A 15,886-nucleotide genomic window follows, 5' to 3' on the forward strand; every position below is an offset into this window, starting at 1 on the left:
CTTAAAAATGAAAGTAGTTTGTATCGGTTCTGGTCATGTGGCCACACATTTTTCTACTGCAATTGCTGCAGCAGGAATGGAATTGGTACAGGTATGGAGTCAAAGTCAAGACCATGCTCAGGTATTAGCAGATCTACTGGGCGCTAAGGCTATTTCCGATAAAGCGGACATTGACCTTCATGCAGATTTATATGTGATCGCAGTAAAGGACGACGCGATTCCAGAAATGGCCGCTCTATTGGGCGGTGTAAACGGTTTGGTAGTGCACACTTCTGGTGCAACAGACCTGAATGTATTCCCTGCTGCGATGAAAAACTACGGGGTGCTGTATCCTTTACAAACCTTTTCAAGGACTAAAGCGCTCGACTTTTCAAAGGTGCCGCTTTGTCTGGAGGCAAAAAATGAAACCATCCTGACTACTTTAAAAAATATTGCTTTGCAGTTGAGCCCGCTGGTTTATGAGGTAAGTTCGCAGCAAAGAAGAATCCTGCATCTGGCGGCAGTTTTTGCCTGTAATTTCAGTAACCACCTGTACGCAATAGGACAGGAGATTCTGGAAAAGAACCAGCTGGATTTTGAGATTTTAAGGCCTTTAATTTTGGAAACCGCTGAAAAAGTGCAGCATGCTTTTCCACGCGATGTACAAACCGGACCGGCCATCCGACACGATGAACAAACATTATTGAAGCATAAAGAATTGTTAAACGGGATGCCTGAACTTCAGGTTATCTATGAAACTTTAAGTAAAAGCATTAAAAAAACAGTTTAATCATGTAATTGCCGTTTTTGGTGCTTATTTTTGAGACATAAATTATGAGTATTTTTAAATTAAAGATAAATTTTGAAGAGAAAGGCAAAGAACCAATTGAACTTCCAATCGCTGGAGGAGAATCGGTTCTTGATGTATGCCATGATCACGGAATAGAATTACAACACAACTGCGGTGGTGTTTGTGGATGTAGTACTTGTCATGTTTACGTGACTAAGGGTATGGATAATATTCAGGAAATTTCCGATAAGGAAGAAGACTTTATTGACCGTGCTGTTCGTCCTAGAATTACCTCTAGATTAGGCTGCCAATGTGTAGTCATCAGCGGAGATATTGAAGTGACGATCCCGGATCAATCCGAATTTTTAGGCCATTAATTAACAAACAACCAGCATTATGCAAGATAAATTTGCTTTACCAATTTATTGGAACGATCACGAAGACATCGCTCAGGAATTATATGAGAAATTTGGTGACGATTTCAATGAAGCCAAAATATACCGTATCAGGTTTACTGAATTATTAGAATGGGTACTTTCTCTGCCTAATTTTAAAGGAACCAAAGAAGAAAGTTCTGAAGGTCACCTGGAGCAAATCCAGTCGGCTTGGGTTTATGAATGGAGAGATAACCAAAACTAAACCAAATGTTTCTGCAAAAACTTAAAGAGATTACCACCTTCATCTTTGATGTGGATGGTGTATTGACAAACGGAGATATTCTGGCCTCAGATTCGGGGGAGTTTTTGCGGACATTTAATATTAAAGATGGTTATGCCCTGCAGCTTGCTGTAAAAAAGGGCTACCATGTTTGTATCATCTCCGGAGGTAAAGGACTGGCCATGCAGAAACGCTTTGAAGGATTGGGCATCACTGCCATTTTTCTGGGCGTATCTGATAAGGTGCAGGTACTCCATAATTACCTGGAGAAACGTCAGCTCAGCTTAGCTGAGGTCACTTATATGGGAGATGATATTCCTGATTTAAAGGTCCTGAAGCTGGTAGGGCTCCCTACTTGCCCTGCAGATGCCGTCTCTGAAATTAAAGCGATTGCTCAATACATATCTCCTTATAACGGCGGTAAAACTGCAGTCAGAGACTTGATTGAAAAAGTAATGCGTGTACAGGGGAAATGGTTTGATGAAAACCCTGCTGCTGCTGACTCCGGTAAATAAACGCGATTATTATTAGTCAGAAGCCCAATTCGGGGCTTAAAAAATCTTACTTATTTTTATTTCTAATTTTTCTGTTTCTTGATGCTATTTGTAATAAATATGTTACATTAGAGGCATTAAACCATGGGCGGTGTTCTTCCTCTAATCTTACAAAAAACAAGGTGTTTTATACGGAGCGAAATTTCTCGGATCTGCATGTAGGACTCCTGATTTTATAAAATTAAATAGAACCTCATGAAGAAATTATTAATGATCTGCGGACTGTTATTCAGTGTAATCACATTCGCACAGGCGCAAGATGGTGCTGGTCGTCAGAAAATGACACCGGAACAAAGAGCACAAAGAAGTGCGGAAGGTTTGGCAAAAAAACTAAGCCTGAATGATGACCAAAAAACTAAAGCTACGGCGATCTTTATGGATCAGGCCAATGCGATGGAAAAAGCCCGTGCCGCTGGTAACGCTGATAAAGAAGCCAGAAGAGCAGAAATGATGAAATTAGCAGATGATACGGATGCAAAGATTGGTGCTATTTTAACCGCTGATCAGAAAAAAACTTACGAAACCTGGAAAGCAGAACGTAAAGAACGAATGAAAGGTAATAGGATGGGTCAGGGACCCAAAGTGGGGGGGGAGCAATAATTATATTTTATTGCAAATAATAAAGGCGGCCATTGGCCGCTTTTATTATTTTTGCACAAATATTTTTTATGTATCAGCAAAAACTTCCCATTATTCTGGCCTCTAAATCTCCCCGCAGACAAGAGCTAATGACTGCAATGAACCTTGATTTTAAGGTGGTATTGAAAGAGGTAGATGAAACCTATCCGGAAGAGCTGCTTCCAGCAGAAATTGCGGTTTACATTGCAGAGAAAAAAGCAACAGCATTTGATGAAGACAGCAAAGGCAGTATTATCATTACTGCAGATACTATTGTAGCCTATAATGGCGAAATTCTTGGTAAACCAGATGATGCACATCATGCGACAGAAATGCTGACCAAACTATCGGGTACAAACCACCAGGTATATACCGGTGTTAGCTTAACCTTTAATGGCGAAATGCGTTCGTTCTATGATACTACAGAAGTATTTTTCAATGAACTCACGCCAGCACAAATTGAATATTATATTAAAAATTACCAGCCTATGGATAAGGCCGGATCTTATGGCATTCAAGACTGGATCGGTTTAATCGCCGTTGCGAAAATCATCGGTTCTTATACCAACGTAATGGGCTTGCCTACAGAACGACTTTACAAAGCTTTAGCAGAAAGCAATTGGTCAGTCTGATCTTTTAAACTTGCCAAAACGCCCATCTTAAGGTCGTAGGTAGATAAACTCATTTGCTGAAGGTTGCCCAGTTCCAGGATATAATCTGTGAGCAGGGCGGCCATCACAATCATATCTACCCTTAATTTGATCAATCCAGGCATTTGGTCTCTCTCCTCATGACTCGAAGCGATAAATTTTTCTGATAACTGCTGATAATCAGCAAGAGGAATTGGATAAGATTTGATCGCTTTTAAATCCAACTCCGGATAAAGCATTCCAGTAAAAGTTTCAAAGGCGCCCGCAGAGCCAATCAAATGATTTGGCTGGTACAAGTTCAGGTTTTCCTTTAAATCGGCTAATTCTTGATCTAAATGCGTTGTAATGGCTTGTTTATCGCTGATATTGATGGGGTCAGAATGAAAATAAGCCTGCATCAATCGCGCAGCGCCGATATTGTAACTTTTCTTCCAGTAAACCTGTGTAGGATCACAAATGATAAATTCAGTGCTGCCGCCGCCAATATCCATAATCAGGCAGCGTTCCTGAATCAATCCAGTAGCTTTTACGCCCTGGAAAATGTAGGCTGCTTCTTCTTCACCACTGATCACAGTAATCTCAACTCCTGCATAACTTTTAGCCGCCTTTACGAAATCAGCGCCATTTGCAGCACTCCTGATGGCAGAGGTAGCCGTTGCTTTAACCAGTTTTACCTCATGTTTTGCGATCTCGGTACTGAATTGTTCCAGTGCCAGGAGGCCTCTTTCAAAAGCCTCCTGGATGATCATGTTGTCATTGATTTTTCCTTCTCCCAATCTCACCGGGAGATTAGTTTTATAGATGATTTTAGGCTCAGTACCTTCCAGATCAGCGATGATCAGGTGAAAAGTGTTCGTACCTAAGTCTATAACTGCAACCTTCATCTTGTTAATTTTTATAAGTAAACCACTTGATCATTTCTTTCAGACTGGTTTTCTTGCCATACATTAAAATTCCTACTCTGTAGATTTTAGAGGCCAGCCATACGGTGCCAATAAATCCTACGATTAGAATCAGCATAGACAGTGCCAATTGCCAATCTGGTACACCATAAGGTAAACGAACTACCATGGCAATAGGAGAGGTAAAAGGGATGATGGATAGCCAGAAAGCGATCGGTCCATAAGGATCGTTGGCCACTACGCTTAAAGAAAGGGCATAACCAACAAATAATGGCATCATCATCGGCATCATAAATTGCTGCGTCTCTGTTTCAGAATCTACGGCAGATCCGATAGCGGCATACAATGCGCTATAGAACAAATATCCGCCAATAAAGAAAAATATAAATACAAGAATGATCTTGGTCAGGTCTAAACCAGCCAGACTTTTCTGCATCGACAATACCGGACTATCTACCGTATCCACAGCTCCTCCACTGACTGTTGTGCCATCTGCTGCTTTCATTGACATCGTACTGCTTTGCTTCAATTGGTCTTTTCCAACTAAAGTGGTCACTGCAAGTGTCGAAATAGAAGCGGTCAGCACAATCCACAAAATGAATTGGGTGAGGCCAACCAAGGCAATGCCGATGATTTTTCCCATCATCAGTTGAAAAGGTTTCACCGATGAAATCATGATCTCTATGATCCTGCTGGTCTTTTCTTCAATCACACCGCGCATCACCTGGATGCCATACAGCATGATAAACATAAACATCAGAATACCGGCAACGGTGCCGATAATGGTGCTGGCACCTGCACTGGAATCTTGTTCTTTTCCAGTCTCGCTAATCTTTTTGGTATCAATATTAACAGTAGTTTTTAAACCATCCAACGCGGTTTGAGAGATCCCGGATGCTTTTAACTTTTGGTTTCGGAGGATGTTTTCTATATCTCTGGAAATTCGGCCATTGAGCGATAAACCCGCTTGTTTCGTACCCAGGAGCTGAATTCCCTGTGGTTTATTGAGCTCAAATGCGGGGATGTATAAAATGTAATCGTAATCTGTCTTTTTAAAAGATGCTTTTAGTGCATCCAATGGCTGGTCTACATAGTGGTAACTGATGTTTTTATTGGAAGTCAGTTTTTCAGTAAGCGCAGTATTTTCTGAGACTACTGCTACTTTACTATATGTCCCTTTTACGCCTTCAATTGAAAAGTAAATGATGAGTCCGTAAAAAGCGGCAATGAGAATCGGGGTTAGCAACGTCATGATAATGAAAGACTTTTTCTTCACCCTTGATAAGTATTCTCTTTGTATAATGAGTAAGATTTTGTTCATGGCTTAGCTTTTTTGGGTTACTTTTTCAATGAAAATATCGTTCATAGTAGGGATGACTTCATCTAGTCTGTTAATAGCGACGTAAGGAAGTAAGGCTTGTAATACCTGATTGGCAGTTTGCTGCGCGCTGATTTTGATTTTTAGCCTGGTTTTATCCCCAATAACTGAGTGTTCCAGCACTTCAAATAGCGCCTGCGCATTTTCAAAATTATATCCACCGTGGTATTCCAGCCAATAGATATTGTTGCGGTACTGCGCCTTAATTTCTGCAACCGGGCCGTCCAATATCTTTTTTGAACGGTGGATCAACGCGATATTGTCGCAAAGTTCTTCCACGGATTCCATTCTATGGGTAGAGAAAATGAAGGTGGCTCCTTCTTTATTGAGGGCTAAGATTTCGTTTTTGATCACGTCCGCATTTACGGGGTCGAAACCTGAAAAAGGCTCATCCAGGATGATCAGCTCTGGTTTATGTAAAACGGTGGCTACAAATTGTACTTTTTGCTGCATTCCTTTACTCAGGTCTTCCACCTTTTTACTCCACCAATCAGCCATACCCAGTTTCTCAAACCAATACCTGATTCTTTTGGTTGCTTCGGCAGTGCTCAACCCTTTAAGTTTGGCCAGGTATAAAACCTGTTCGCCGATCTCCATTTTCTTGTAAAGCCCTCTTTCTTCCGGCAGGTAGCCGATTTGGGAGATGTGCTGGACGTTGAGTCTTTCTCCGTTAAAGATCACTTCTCCACTGTCGGGAGCAGTAATTTGGGTAATGATTCGTATCAGAGAGGTTTTTCCTGCGCCATTAGGACCTAAAAGTCCAAAGATTTTTCCTTTTTCTACATGCAGACTGACGTCATCCAGAGCGCGATGAGTAGCATACTGTTTTACAATGTTATTTATGATCAGCATCCTTATAGTTTTAATAGTTTAGTAGCTTAACTTATTAAATTGTTACTGATGAAGAGATAATAAATAAAAAAAAGCCACCTAAGGGTGGCTTTTTAGCATGCTGACTAACCGGAATTAGTCAAAATATTCTTTCATTTTTTCAAAGAAACTCTTGTCATTCTTTCCTGGCTGAGGTTTGAAGTTAGGGGATTCCCTAAGTTTCTCCAGCATACTTCTTTCTTCCGAAGTTAGCGCCTTCGGCGTCCAGATGTTCACATGGATGATCTCATCACCACGGTGGTAAGAATTGATTTCCGGAATACCTTTGCCTTTCAAACGTAAAAGCTTGCCGCTTTGAGTACCTGGTTCAATCTTGATTTTTGCTTTACCATCAATCGTAGGAACTTCCGCACTATAACCTAAAGCCGCATCCACAATAGAAACATGTAAGTCGTAAACCACATTGTTTCCTTCGCGTTTTAGAGATTCGTGAGGAATTTCTTCAATCAGGATGATCAAATCACCTGGAATGCCACCTTGAGGGGCTGCATTACCTTTACCACTCATGCTCAGCTGCATTCCATCACTTACTCCTGCTGGGATATTGATGGTAATGGTTTCTTCACCACGAGTGATGCCTTCACCATGACAGGAAGTACATTTAGAAATAATCTGTGAACCGCTTCCATTACAGGTAGGGCAGGTAGAGGTCGTTTGCATTTGTCCCAATATGGTATTGGTTACTCTGCGCACGGCACCGCTTCCACCACAGGTTTGACAAGTGCTGACCGAATTACGGTCTTTAGCACCTGAACCATCACAGGTTTTACAGCTTACTTGCTTGTTAACTTTGATTTTCTTTTCTACACCGTTGGCGATTTCTTCCAGGGTAAGTTTTACTTTAATGCGCAGGTTGGTTCCTTTCGCTACACGTCGGCCACCACGAGATTGTTGACCACCGCCGCCAAAGAAGCTATCAAATGGGCTGCCGCCACCACCACCGAAAATGTCTCCAAACTGACTGAAGATATCTTCCATGTTCATGCCGCCTCCGCCATAGCCGCCACCGCCGCCAGAAGCACCACCAACACCCGCATGTCCATAATGGTCATAGCGTTGTTTTTTCTCCGGATTACTTAAAATCTCGTAAGCTTCAGCTGCTTCCTTAAACTTATCCTCTGCTGATTTATCATCCGGGTTTTTATCCGGGTGAAACTTAATGGCTAACTTGCGGTAAGCCTTTTTAATCTCTTCAGCAGATGAACTCTTGGTCACGCCAAGCACATCATAAAAATCTCTCTTGCTCATAAAATATTAACTCCCTACAACGACTTTGGCAAAGCGAATCACCTTGTCGTTTAAAGTGTATCCTTTTTCTAATTCGTCCATCACTTTTCCTTTTAACTCCTCATTTGGAGCAGGAATTTTCGTTATTGCCTCATGAAGATCTGTATCAAATGGGGTATGAATGGTTTCCATTTCTTTCAGTCCTTTTTGGCCTAATGTACTTTTTAATTTATGGTGAACCAATGCTAAACCTTCCAGGATCGGAGCTACATCAGTAGCACCTTCCATAGCCTTGTTGGCACGGTCAAAATCATCCAATACCGGAAGCATAGAGACAATTACGTCTTTACCTGCAGTTTGTAAAAGCTCTACGCGTTCTTTTTGAGTACGACGTTTGTAGTTGTCGAACTCTGCAAATAAGCGCAGATATTTATCATTTAATGCAGCAACTTCCTGTTGTAGTTTTTCTTCAACTGAAAGTTCAGGCTGAACTTCTTCTGTTGTTGAAGCGGCATCTGCACTTTCTTCGGCTTGCACGTTGGTTACCTGCTCATCAGCAGTATTTTCCATTATAGGATCTTCGATGTCGTTTTTTTTCTTCTTGCTAAACATGGTATAGTAGAATTTTTGGATTCAAACTCAAAAGGTTTGCCAATGAATGATATCGGCCATACTGTCAGTTTTCAAATGAAAAACTGACCAGAATGGCCGGATAATAAATAATTTGTCAGAAAATGGTTACACAATTTGTGCATCCTGATGCACTACACCAGCTTCACATTTAATGATTCTGGAAGGCAAAGTGCGGATAATATGGTAGTCGTGGGTCGCCATTAATACTGCGGTTCCTCCCTGACTGATTTGTTTCAGCAACATCACAATTTCTTCAGAAGTATCCGGGTCCAGGTTACCTGTAGGCTCATCAGCCAGGATGATTTCCGGGTTATTCAATAAAGCACGCGCAATCACCACACGCTGCTGCTCGCCACCGGAAAGCTCATGTGGCATTTTTCTGATTTTAGAACGCAAACCTACTTTTTCCAGTACGTCTTTAATGCGCTCCTGAATTAAGGCTGCATCCTTCCAACCTGTTGCTTTCAAGACGAACTCTAAGTTTTTTTCTACCGTTCTATCCGTCAGCAGTTGGAAATCCTGAAACACAATACCCAGTTTTCTACGCAAATAAGGCACGTCTTTAATCGCCAGGTTCTTTAAATCAAATCCAGCAACCTGTCCTTCACCGTTTCCGATGTGCAGGTCCCCGTAAATGATTTTCAGTAAACTACTTTTACCAGATCCTGTCTGACCGATTAGAAAAACGAATTCTCCCTTATCCACATTCAGATTTACATTAGATAAGACCAGGTGTTTCTGCTGGAACACATCTACGTTCTTTAAATTTATAACTGCGTTTTCTGTCATGTTTAAATATCTAATTTAGCAATTTGTCCGAAAGGCAAATCGTTCACAAAATTCATTATATAGGGTAACTTATCGCCCAAACCGAGTTTCTCTAAAGATTTATCAGGTCTGTCTACCCGAAAATACGCCAATAGCGTGAATTTATCATCCCGCAACTGTACATAGTCTGGGATTTTGGCAATGCCTTTAACTTTGATTACATACATTTTGTTCAAAAATAGTATTTCAAATTGAGAAATGAAGAGAAATGATCTGTTCCCCTGATTTTACCACCGGTTCAATTGTGATACAATAATCAGACCCTTATATCCCGTTTAGGAAGGCAATCGTGTCTACATTGTCTGCATAATCCCATAATTTAGGCGCCTGACTTTGGCCTGGGGCCAATACCTTGGTATTTAGTTTTAAATCTGCTTTAGAAACCACACATTGGATGTTTTCCTCTTCTTTTGCCAGTCTTTCCTGCACCTCTTCCAAATTTTTATAGCGCTCATAAAAAAGTACAGCCAATGGCGATACCATGTTTTCATCTTCCTTCAGTAATAGAAAACCATTGTCGAAATGCGTTGCCGCATTAACCAGGTAGATCGACTTGTTATAATCGTAGTTGTTATTGTATTTGAAGTGGTTGATGATGTTCTGGAATGATTCTATAGGCTCGTAAAAGCTCTTGATATCGTAATTTTCAGGAAGGAACAGTTTAGATACATTTCTGCAGCCTAATCCAAAGTAATCGAAAATATCATGACCCAGCATCGCGATTTCTTCCTTGCTTTCTTCGCCAGTCAGGACCGCTACACTGTTTCTGTTTTTTCTGATGATATTAGGCACTTTGCCGAAATAGTATTCGAAATATCTGGAAGTATTGTTGCTGCCAGTCGCAATCACCGCATCAAAATCTTTTAGTCTTTCTATGTAAATGATGTGGGGGGCAAGCAAAGGCTCAATTTCCACCAATCTTTTCAATAAAGCTGGCAATAGCTTGTCATCCGAAGAAGAAAGTTTGATTAATACAATATTTCCTGTGGCCAGCACAGCGATCACATCATGAAAACCAACCATCGGAATATTCCCAGCTAGAATCAGTCCTATCTTTTTAGGCTGCTCTGCAATCTTGATGGATTTAAACCAGGTTTCAATATCCTGGTCATTGAGCATCTGGTGTAAAGCTTTTAAGGCTTTTTCCACTTCCTCAACGGTAAACCAGGCATTGCTATTTGGTGCTGATAAAATTAAATTTTTAAAGTCAGGATCGGGATTGGCAGTAAATTGACCAAGCTTTTTGAGTGCAATTATGAGTTTTTCAGCAGTAAGGATTGCCATATTCCAATTATTTTAAAGTTTATGTGTTATATTTGCAGTGCAAAGGTAACCTTAGCATTAGAATTAGACGAAGACATGGCTATTAAAATAACAGACGAATGTATTAACTGTGGAGCATGTGAGCCTGAATGCCCAAATAATGCAATTTATGACGCAGGTACAGCCTGGAGATTCTCTGATGGTACCAATTTAAACGGCATCATTGATTTTGGCGGTAAAGAGTTGGACGCAGAAGCTTCTATGGAAGCAGGATCGGACGAAGTTTATTACATCGTTTCCGATAAGTGTACAGAGTGTAAAGGCTTTCATGACGAACCTCAATGTGCGGCAGTATGCCCGGTAGATTGTTGCGTTGACGATGAAGATGTACGTGAAACTGAAGAAGAACTATTGGCTAAAAAAGCCTGGTTACATCAGGAAAATTAAGCACATAAATATTGAAAAATATAAAGGACGCTTAGGTAGCGTCCTTTTTTTATGCCTGATATTTTAAGGCAGCTACTTATTCTTTATCTTCAAATTTATTAGGGACAATCAGCACCGGGCAGGCTGATTTTCTAGCCACATGTTCAGCAACACTGCCCATTAGGAAATGATACAGTCCTGTGCGGCCATAAGTACCGATGACAATCAGGTTGGAACCCCATTCATCAGATTGCTGGATAATTCCATGGGCCGCATTGTCAATCACACTTAAATAAGTGGTTGGAATGCCTAAACTATATTTAGCTTCAATTTCTTTCAATAGCATTGTGCTATTTTCTTCGCTGTTGTCGTAAGTCTCCAGAAAAACCGGGGCAAGCGTCAGGTCCGGATTAATATTTGCCGGAATGGGTTCAATGATGTTCACCAGTGCTACTTCTGCACCAAATGTTTTTGCGATTTCATACCCTGTCTTGGCCGCCTTTTCGGAGCAGGTACTATTGTCGACAGCAATTAAAATCTTTTTAAGGTTCATGGTCTTACAATTTAATGGTTATACTATTAAGACATATTGCAACTTGAATTGTTTGCTGATTTCAGGTGATATAATGCCTAATATATAGATTTCCATTGAGTTTGTAATAATGAGGCAGATATTGTTATTTTTATAGCGCCAGAAGCGCGTTAATATGGAACAACAATATGGAATTTGCAGGGTAGCTATTGCCCCTTTAAGGACTGAGGCCTCTGATAAGGCAGAAATTAGTTCTCAATTGCTTTTTGGCGATCATGTAGAGATCCTGGAAAAAAAAGAGAACTGGTGGCTGGTTTATAACGCCTATGATGGTTATGAAGGCTGGATGGATTTCAAGCAGCTGACCATGATTTCCTTAGAGCAATATGTGAACAACCATGATTGTGACCATGTGGTTCCTGCAGAACTACTCGGGACAGTGATAGATGAGCAAGGGACTAAATATTACCTTTCTCCGGGAAGTAACCTTCCGATGCTGGAAAATGGCTTCTGTTCGCTTGCTGAGCAAAAATATGCAGTCATGTTTACCCCTTTAAAAATCTCTGCTTTTCATACAGTAGAAGAATTGATCAAACATGCACTTTTCTTCCTGAATGCTCCATACTTGTGGGGTGGAAGGAATCTGTTTGGGATTGATTGCTCTGGATTTATACAAATCGTCTTTAAGTTAAATGGAATCCATTTGAAACGTGACGCCTGGCAGCAGGCAGAACAAGGGGAGGTGGTAGACTTTTTACCAGGTGTAAAACAAGGGGATGTCGCCTTTTTCGACAATGCCGAGGGCAGGATCATCCATGTGGGCATCATGCTCAGTACCGATCGCATCATTCATGCCTCAGGTAAGGTCAGAATTGATCCAATAGATGATCAGGGTATTTACAATGCGGAGTTGGGACGTTACAGCCACCAACTCAGGATCATCAAACGATTTATTTAACTGCCTTCTATTACGAAACCTGGAGCACACTTTACCGGGAAATTGCAGGAATTGGCGATGAAACACATTTTGTGTGCCTGATCATGTAAAGCATTCGCTTTTTCCTGGTCTGCCGCTCTGGTAATGGTGACTACCGGATTTAAGGTCACTTCTGAAAAATAACCGCTGCCATCTGCGTTTTCAATCATCGTACCTACCGCATTGTCCTGATAATCCATGACAATAATGTCGTTTTGTGAACAAAGGTGAAGGTACCAAAGCATGTGGCAGGAGGAGAGCGAAGAAACCAGTAAATCCTCAGGATTGTGTTTGTTTTTATCGCCTAGAAATGCGGAATCGGAAGAGCCTGCAATATCAGGTTTTTGAGCAATGGAAATCACATAGTTTCTGTCGTACGAGCGATAATCCATAGTTCCTGAACCTTTATTTCCTGTCCAGGTGACTGCGGTTTTATATTGATGTTCTTTTGCCATGATTGGTACTATATTTATACCAATTTAAACATTCTTATATTTCTTTCCTCAGTTTTTTGAAAGTAAATGGCAGTATTCTGATAACCTGCTAGTTAAATTTCCAAACCATCACTTGTCGGTCGTCTCCGGTAGAAATCAAGTATTTACCATCTGTACTCCAGATCAGTTTATTGATGGAATGGAAGTGTCCTTCCGTATTCTTTTCCAGGCTTAGGATTTTGTACAGTTTAAAATCGGTACTGCCCCAGATCTTAATGCCTTTATCCTGACTGCAGGTCGCAAAATAAGGTTCAGTAGGGTGAAATGCAATGGCATAAATGCTGAATAGATGTGCAGCGATACTATTGATCAGCTCATAATCAGGTAAACTCCAGACTTTCAATTGCGCATCCCGGCTGCCTGAAATCAGGTAATCTCCGGCAGGAGAATATTGCAGGGAGGTGATTGGTAAAGTGTGACTCATTAATTCCTTCAGCAGGCTGTAATCCTCCGTATGATAGATTCTGACCAGGCCATCTTTACCACCCAATGCCATTTCCTTTTCATTATTACTCAAAGCGATGACCCTGACAGTTTGTGGGATCACCTGAAAATGATACAGTAAAGAGAAGTCAGCTAAAGACCATACGGCCAGCATTCCATCTTCTCCGGTACTGATCAGTTCGTTCTTGTAGGTGATGGTTTTCAGGTCAAATACGCCTTTCTGATGGAAGCTTAAAGTGGCAACCACTTTTTCTTCCTCGAGGTTAAAGACCAGGATAGAGCCGCTGCGCTGTGCGATGAACAGCAGGTTGCCGAAACGGTGCAAAGCATATACAGAGCTTTGCACCGGCACCAGCACTTTTACAAACCCCATTGTTTCCAATGACCATTCTACGACGCCTTTATCATTTCCGGCACTAAAAAAGGTATCTTTTTTAGGGGAGTTTACTAAAGCATAGATTGGGTTTTGGTGTCCGTTTAAGGTATGTAAGTGTTTCAGCATTTTAATTTATTCTTGGTAAGGCTTGTCTTTATGGACAGCAGCTTATGATTTACGGTGTCTTTTTTCCAGGTTTTGAGCAATCTCCGTCAAGCTTTTTCCTTTTTCTTTTAGCAAGACTAAAAGGTGGAAAATCAGGTCGGAACTTTCATTCACAAAATCTTCATCGGTTTCATTTAAAGCGGCAATCACAGTTTCTACACCTTCTTCACCTACTTTTTGCGCAATTTTGTTCAGTCCTTTCTGACGTAACTTGTTGACATAAGATTCTTTGGAAGGGTTTTCATATCTGTCGGAGATGATGCTTTCCAATTCAAACAGGAAGTTCTGATTGTAATCCGTTTTAAAGCAGCTTCTGCTGCCCGTATGGCAGGTTGGACCTACCGGGCTCGCTTTGATTAAAATCGTATCGCGATCGCAGTCAATATGTGTATCTTTTACGAAAAGGAAGTTTCCACTTTCTTCTCCTTTAGTCCAGAGGCGGTTTTTAGACCTGGAAAAGAAGGTAACTTTACCTTCTTCCTGAGTTTTTGTCCAGGCTTCCTGGTTCATGTAACCCAGCATTAAAACTTCCAGTGTCTGGTGGTCCTGAATGATGACAGGAACCAGGCCATCCGTTTTTTCAAAATCTATAATCATAACCTTACAGGTATATTGTGGTATTTTAATTTTTGTTTCAGGTCGGGGATAGGGATCTCAGCAAAGTGAAATACCGAAGCCGCAAGGGCTGCATCAACGCCTGTTTTTTCAAAGACTTCTATGAAATGTTCAATGGTTCCGGCACCTCCAGAAGCAATTACAGGGATATTGATCATTTGCGTAATGCGATTCAATAACTTGCAATCAAATCCTTGTTTTGTCCCATCATGGTCCATGGAGGTGAGTAGAATCTCTCCAGCACCCATATTTTCCGCCTGTTTGATCCAGTTTTCTGTTTCCAGTTCAGTAATCAACCGGCCGCCGTTTAAATGCACGCGGTTTTTGCCTTCCACCAATTTGGTGTCTACAGCGACCACCACAAACTGAACGCCAAAAGCAGCGGCCAGTTCTTCAATTAAAGCAGGGTTTTTCACTGCTGCCGAGTTGATGCTGATCTTATCAGCGCCTGCATTGAGCAAAGCTTCAGCATCCTGGATGGTGGTGATACCGCCGCCAATGGTAAAAGGGATGTTCAGCTGGCGGGCAACTGATTTCACCATTTCTATCATTGTTTTACGACGTTCATGGGTAGCAGTAATGTCCAGAAAAACAAGTTCATCGGCACCTTGCCGGGCATATTGCCAGGCCAGTTCTACCGGATCCCCTGCATCTTTCAAGTCTACAAAGTTAACCCCTTTAACCGTTCTACCATCTTTAACATCCAGACATGGAATGATACGTTTACTTAGCATCGGCCTAAAGAGAAGTCATTTGCTTTAAATTCCATTCTTTGATCTCCTCAATGGTGATTCTGTTTTCATAGATGGCTTTACCCACTACCACAGAACGAATGTCTAATTTTGCCAGCTCTTTAATGTCTTCCATAGAACTTACACCGCCAGAAGCGATCAATTTAATGAAAGGAGAGTGCTCCAATAGTTTTTTATAAAGGTCTACCGCAGCTCCGCCTAGTTTTCCGTCTTTGTTAATATCGGTGCACAGGAACCTGAAAAAGCCAAGTTGAAGGCATTTATCTACGTAATCCATTAATTTTACCGGCGAACTTTCCATCCATCCAGAATATTTGATTACTTCATCCAATACATCGATCGCAATCACGATTCTGTTGGCATAATCATATTTCTTACCTACTTCCTGGCTCAATTCCGAAAGGAAATCTGGATTAGTGATGGCTTGTGTACCTACGATGACGCGGTGAATTCCTGCATCCAATAGGTCTGTAACCTGTTGAATGGTTCGGATACCCCCTCCGTACTGTACACGCATATCAGTTTTACTGATGATTTCAAACAATGCTTTCTGATTACTAAAATCACCTTTGGCACCGTTTAAGTCAATAATATGTATGAATTCTGTACCGTTAGAACGGTATGTTTCGATCATTTCAGCGATGGAAACATCATATTCAGTTTTCTGGTTATAGTCACCTTCTCTAAGACGAACGACTTTACCATCTAAAATATCAATAGCAGGAATAATGTACAT

Annotated in this window: 22 protein-coding genes; 8 read left to right on the forward strand and 14 right to left on the reverse strand. The window is 41.1% G+C overall.

Annotated features, from left to right (window positions below):
* Positions 1 to 7 precede the first annotated feature (7 nt).
* From AQ505_RS05230 to AQ505_RS05255, 6 genes are all read left to right on the forward strand, one after another.
* Positions 8 to 769 carry a Rossmann-like and DUF2520 domain-containing protein gene (locus tag AQ505_RS05230; RefSeq protein WP_062547206.1) on the forward strand — a complete coding sequence of 254 codons (762 nt, stop codon included), beginning with the start codon at positions 8 to 10 and terminating at the stop codon, positions 767 to 769.
* A 44-nt stretch (positions 770 to 813) separates the two neighbouring features.
* Positions 814 to 1,146, forward strand: a complete 333-nt coding sequence (locus AQ505_RS05235; RefSeq protein WP_062547207.1) for a 2Fe-2S iron-sulfur cluster-binding protein — start codon at positions 814 to 816, stop codon at positions 1,144 to 1,146.
* Between the two features lie 19 nt (positions 1,147 to 1,165).
* The gene (iscX, locus tag AQ505_RS05240) at positions 1,166 to 1,408 is read left to right on the forward strand and encodes a Fe-S cluster assembly protein IscX (protein WP_062547208.1); all 243 of its coding nucleotides are present in this window, start codon (positions 1,166 to 1,168) and stop codon (positions 1,406 to 1,408) included.
* A 5-nt stretch (positions 1,409 to 1,413) separates the two neighbouring features.
* The gene (locus AQ505_RS05245) at positions 1,414 to 1,941 is read left to right on the forward strand and encodes a KdsC family phosphatase (protein WP_062547209.1); all 528 of its coding nucleotides are present in this window, start codon (positions 1,414 to 1,416) and stop codon (positions 1,939 to 1,941) included.
* A 234-nt stretch (positions 1,942 to 2,175) separates the two neighbouring features.
* Entirely contained in the window at positions 2,176 to 2,580 is a 405-nt protein-coding gene (locus AQ505_RS05250) for a hypothetical protein (protein ID WP_062547210.1), read from the forward strand.
* A 68-nt stretch (positions 2,581 to 2,648) separates the two neighbouring features.
* A complete protein-coding gene (locus tag AQ505_RS05255; protein ID WP_062547211.1) occupies positions 2,649 to 3,230 on the forward strand; it encodes a Maf family nucleotide pyrophosphatase in 582 nt (193 codons plus the stop codon).
* Here the strand turns inward: AQ505_RS05255 and AQ505_RS05260 are convergent.
* The 8 genes from AQ505_RS05260 to AQ505_RS05295 all read right to left on the reverse strand — a co-directional run bounded on the left by AQ505_RS05260 (position 3,194) and on the right by AQ505_RS05295 (position 10,391).
* Complete coding sequence (locus AQ505_RS05260; protein ID WP_062547212.1) at positions 3,194 to 4,132, reverse strand: Ppx/GppA phosphatase family protein; 939 nt, start codon at positions 4,130 to 4,132, stop codon at positions 3,194 to 3,196. The two genes, AQ505_RS05255 and AQ505_RS05260, sit on opposite strands and share 37 nt — an antisense overlap.
* Before the next feature lie 4 nt (positions 4,133 to 4,136).
* Positions 4,137 to 5,471 (reverse strand): ABC transporter permease, encoded by a 1,335-nt coding sequence (locus AQ505_RS05265; protein WP_062547213.1) that lies wholly within the window; start codon positions 5,469 to 5,471, stop codon positions 4,137 to 4,139.
* A 3-nt stretch (positions 5,472 to 5,474) separates the two neighbouring features.
* Positions 5,475 to 6,380 carry an ABC transporter ATP-binding protein gene (locus AQ505_RS05270; protein WP_062547214.1) on the reverse strand — a complete coding sequence of 302 codons (906 nt, stop codon included), beginning with the start codon at positions 6,378 to 6,380 and terminating at the stop codon, positions 5,475 to 5,477.
* Between the two features lie 114 nt (positions 6,381 to 6,494).
* Positions 6,495 to 7,667, reverse strand: a complete 1,173-nt coding sequence (gene dnaJ, locus AQ505_RS05275; RefSeq protein WP_062547215.1) for a molecular chaperone DnaJ — start codon at positions 7,665 to 7,667, stop codon at positions 6,495 to 6,497.
* Between the two features lie 6 nt (positions 7,668 to 7,673).
* Positions 7,674 to 8,258 carry a nucleotide exchange factor GrpE gene (locus AQ505_RS05280; protein ID WP_062547216.1) on the reverse strand — a complete coding sequence of 195 codons (585 nt, stop codon included), beginning with the start codon at positions 8,256 to 8,258 and terminating at the stop codon, positions 7,674 to 7,676.
* Between the two features lie 126 nt (positions 8,259 to 8,384).
* The gene (locus tag AQ505_RS05285) at positions 8,385 to 9,068 is read right to left on the reverse strand and encodes a cell division ATP-binding protein FtsE (RefSeq protein ID WP_062547217.1); all 684 of its coding nucleotides are present in this window, start codon (positions 9,066 to 9,068) and stop codon (positions 8,385 to 8,387) included.
* A gap of 2 nt (positions 9,069 to 9,070) precedes the next feature.
* Entirely contained in the window at positions 9,071 to 9,274 is a 204-nt protein-coding gene (locus AQ505_RS05290) for a hypothetical protein (RefSeq protein WP_062547218.1), read from the reverse strand.
* A gap of 97 nt (positions 9,275 to 9,371) precedes the next feature.
* Entirely contained in the window at positions 9,372 to 10,391 is a 1,020-nt protein-coding gene (locus tag AQ505_RS05295) for an acyl-CoA reductase (protein WP_062547219.1), read from the reverse strand.
* 75 nt (positions 10,392 to 10,466) lie between these two features.
* Here AQ505_RS05295 and AQ505_RS05300 point away from each other — a divergent pair, with 75 nt between their 5' ends.
* Positions 10,467 to 10,817, forward strand: coding sequence for a 4Fe-4S dicluster domain-containing protein (locus AQ505_RS05300; protein ID WP_062550891.1), 351 nt, complete (start codon positions 10,467 to 10,469; stop codon positions 10,815 to 10,817).
* A 76-nt stretch (positions 10,818 to 10,893) separates the two neighbouring features.
* Here AQ505_RS05300 and AQ505_RS05305 read toward each other — a convergent pair whose 3' ends face one another.
* Positions 10,894 to 11,349, reverse strand: coding sequence for a universal stress protein (locus tag AQ505_RS05305; protein WP_062547220.1), 456 nt, complete (start codon positions 11,347 to 11,349; stop codon positions 10,894 to 10,896).
* 154 nt (positions 11,350 to 11,503) lie between these two features.
* On the opposite strand from AQ505_RS05305, the gene AQ505_RS05310 reads away from it, so the two are divergent.
* Positions 11,504 to 12,286, forward strand: coding sequence for a C40 family peptidase (locus AQ505_RS05310; RefSeq protein WP_062547221.1), 783 nt, complete (start codon positions 11,504 to 11,506; stop codon positions 12,284 to 12,286).
* Here the strand turns inward: AQ505_RS05310 and AQ505_RS05315 are convergent.
* The 5 genes from AQ505_RS05315 to hisA all read right to left on the reverse strand — a co-directional run bounded on the left by AQ505_RS05315 (position 12,283) and on the right by hisA (position 15,886).
* A complete protein-coding gene (locus tag AQ505_RS05315) occupies positions 12,283 to 12,759 on the reverse strand; it encodes an OsmC family protein (RefSeq protein ID WP_062547222.1) in 477 nt (158 codons plus the stop codon). The two genes, AQ505_RS05310 and AQ505_RS05315, sit on opposite strands and share 4 nt — an antisense overlap.
* Before the next feature lie 88 nt (positions 12,760 to 12,847).
* A complete protein-coding gene (locus AQ505_RS05320) occupies positions 12,848 to 13,744 on the reverse strand; it encodes a WD40 repeat domain-containing protein (RefSeq protein ID WP_062547223.1) in 897 nt (298 codons plus the stop codon).
* Between the two features lie 42 nt (positions 13,745 to 13,786).
* On the reverse strand, positions 13,787 to 14,380 hold the full coding sequence (gene hisIE / locus AQ505_RS05325) for a bifunctional phosphoribosyl-AMP cyclohydrolase/phosphoribosyl-ATP diphosphatase HisIE (RefSeq protein ID WP_197286300.1): 594 nt from the start codon (positions 14,378 to 14,380) through the stop codon (positions 13,787 to 13,789).
* Positions 14,377 to 15,132 (reverse strand): imidazole glycerol phosphate synthase subunit HisF, encoded by a 756-nt coding sequence (gene hisF / locus AQ505_RS05330; RefSeq protein ID WP_062547224.1) that lies wholly within the window; start codon positions 15,130 to 15,132, stop codon positions 14,377 to 14,379. Before hisF ends, hisIE begins: the two co-directional genes overlap by 4 nt.
* A 4-nt stretch (positions 15,133 to 15,136) precedes the next feature.
* Positions 15,137 to 15,886, reverse strand: a complete 750-nt coding sequence (gene hisA / locus AQ505_RS05335; protein ID WP_062547225.1) for a 1-(5-phosphoribosyl)-5-[(5-phosphoribosylamino)methylideneamino]imidazole-4-carboxamide isomerase — start codon at positions 15,884 to 15,886, stop codon at positions 15,137 to 15,139.

The sequence above is a fragment of the Pedobacter sp. PACM 27299 genome (assembly GCF_001412655.1).
Lineage (GTDB): Bacteria > Bacteroidota > Bacteroidia > Sphingobacteriales > Sphingobacteriaceae > Pedobacter.

Excerpts from the sequence above, each read along its gene's own strand:
- AQ505_RS05230 (WP_062547206.1), top strand. The coding sequence starts at position 8 with ATGAAAGTAGTTTGTATCGGTTCTGGTCATGTGGCCACACATTTTTCT.
- AQ505_RS05235 (WP_062547207.1), top strand. The coding sequence starts at position 814 with ATGAGTATTTTTAAATTAAAGATAAATTTTGAAGAGAAAGGCAAAGAA.
- iscX (WP_062547208.1), top strand. The coding sequence starts at position 1,166 with ATGCAAGATAAATTTGCTTTACCAATTTATTGGAACGATCACGAAGAC.
- AQ505_RS05245 (WP_062547209.1), top strand. The coding sequence starts at position 1,414 with ATGTTTCTGCAAAAACTTAAAGAGATTACCACCTTCATCTTTGATGTG.
- AQ505_RS05250 (WP_062547210.1), top strand. The coding sequence starts at position 2,176 with ATGAAGAAATTATTAATGATCTGCGGACTGTTATTCAGTGTAATCACA.
- AQ505_RS05255 (WP_062547211.1), top strand. The coding sequence starts at position 2,649 with ATGTATCAGCAAAAACTTCCCATTATTCTGGCCTCTAAATCTCCCCGC.
- AQ505_RS05260 (WP_062547212.1), bottom strand. The coding sequence starts at position 4,132 with ATGAAGGTTGCAGTTATAGACTTAGGTACGAACACTTTTCACCTGATC.
- AQ505_RS05265 (WP_062547213.1), bottom strand. The coding sequence starts at position 5,471 with ATGAACAAAATCTTACTCATTATACAAAGAGAATACTTATCAAGGGTG.
- AQ505_RS05270 (WP_062547214.1), bottom strand. The coding sequence starts at position 6,380 with ATGCTGATCATAAATAACATTGTAAAACAGTATGCTACTCATCGCGCT.
- dnaJ (WP_062547215.1), bottom strand. The coding sequence starts at position 7,667 with ATGAGCAAGAGAGATTTTTATGATGTGCTTGGCGTGACCAAGAGTTCA.
- AQ505_RS05280 (WP_062547216.1), bottom strand. The coding sequence starts at position 8,258 with ATGTTTAGCAAGAAGAAAAAAAACGACATCGAAGATCCTATAATGGAA.
- AQ505_RS05285 (WP_062547217.1), bottom strand. The coding sequence starts at position 9,068 with ATGACAGAAAACGCAGTTATAAATTTAAAGAACGTAGATGTGTTCCAG.
- AQ505_RS05290 (WP_062547218.1), bottom strand. The coding sequence starts at position 9,274 with ATGTATGTAATCAAAGTTAAAGGCATTGCCAAAATCCCAGACTATGTA.
- AQ505_RS05295 (WP_062547219.1), bottom strand. The coding sequence starts at position 10,391 with ATGGCAATCCTTACTGCTGAAAAACTCATAATTGCACTCAAAAAGCTT.
- AQ505_RS05300 (WP_062550891.1), top strand. The coding sequence starts at position 10,467 with ATGGCTATTAAAATAACAGACGAATGTATTAACTGTGGAGCATGTGAG.
- AQ505_RS05305 (WP_062547220.1), bottom strand. The coding sequence starts at position 11,349 with ATGAACCTTAAAAAGATTTTAATTGCTGTCGACAATAGTACCTGCTCC.
- AQ505_RS05310 (WP_062547221.1), top strand. The coding sequence starts at position 11,504 with ATGGAACAACAATATGGAATTTGCAGGGTAGCTATTGCCCCTTTAAGG.
- AQ505_RS05315 (WP_062547222.1), bottom strand. The coding sequence starts at position 12,759 with ATGGCAAAAGAACATCAATATAAAACCGCAGTCACCTGGACAGGAAAT.
- AQ505_RS05320 (WP_062547223.1), bottom strand. The coding sequence starts at position 13,744 with ATGCTGAAACACTTACATACCTTAAACGGACACCAAAACCCAATCTAT.
- hisIE (WP_197286300.1), bottom strand. The coding sequence starts at position 14,380 with ATGATTATAGATTTTGAAAAAACGGATGGCCTGGTTCCTGTCATCATT.
- hisF (WP_062547224.1), bottom strand. The coding sequence starts at position 15,132 with ATGCTAAGTAAACGTATCATTCCATGTCTGGATGTTAAAGATGGTAGA.
- hisA (WP_062547225.1), bottom strand. The coding sequence starts at position 15,886 with ATGTACATTATTCCTGCTATTGATATTTTAGATGGTAAAGTCGTTCGT.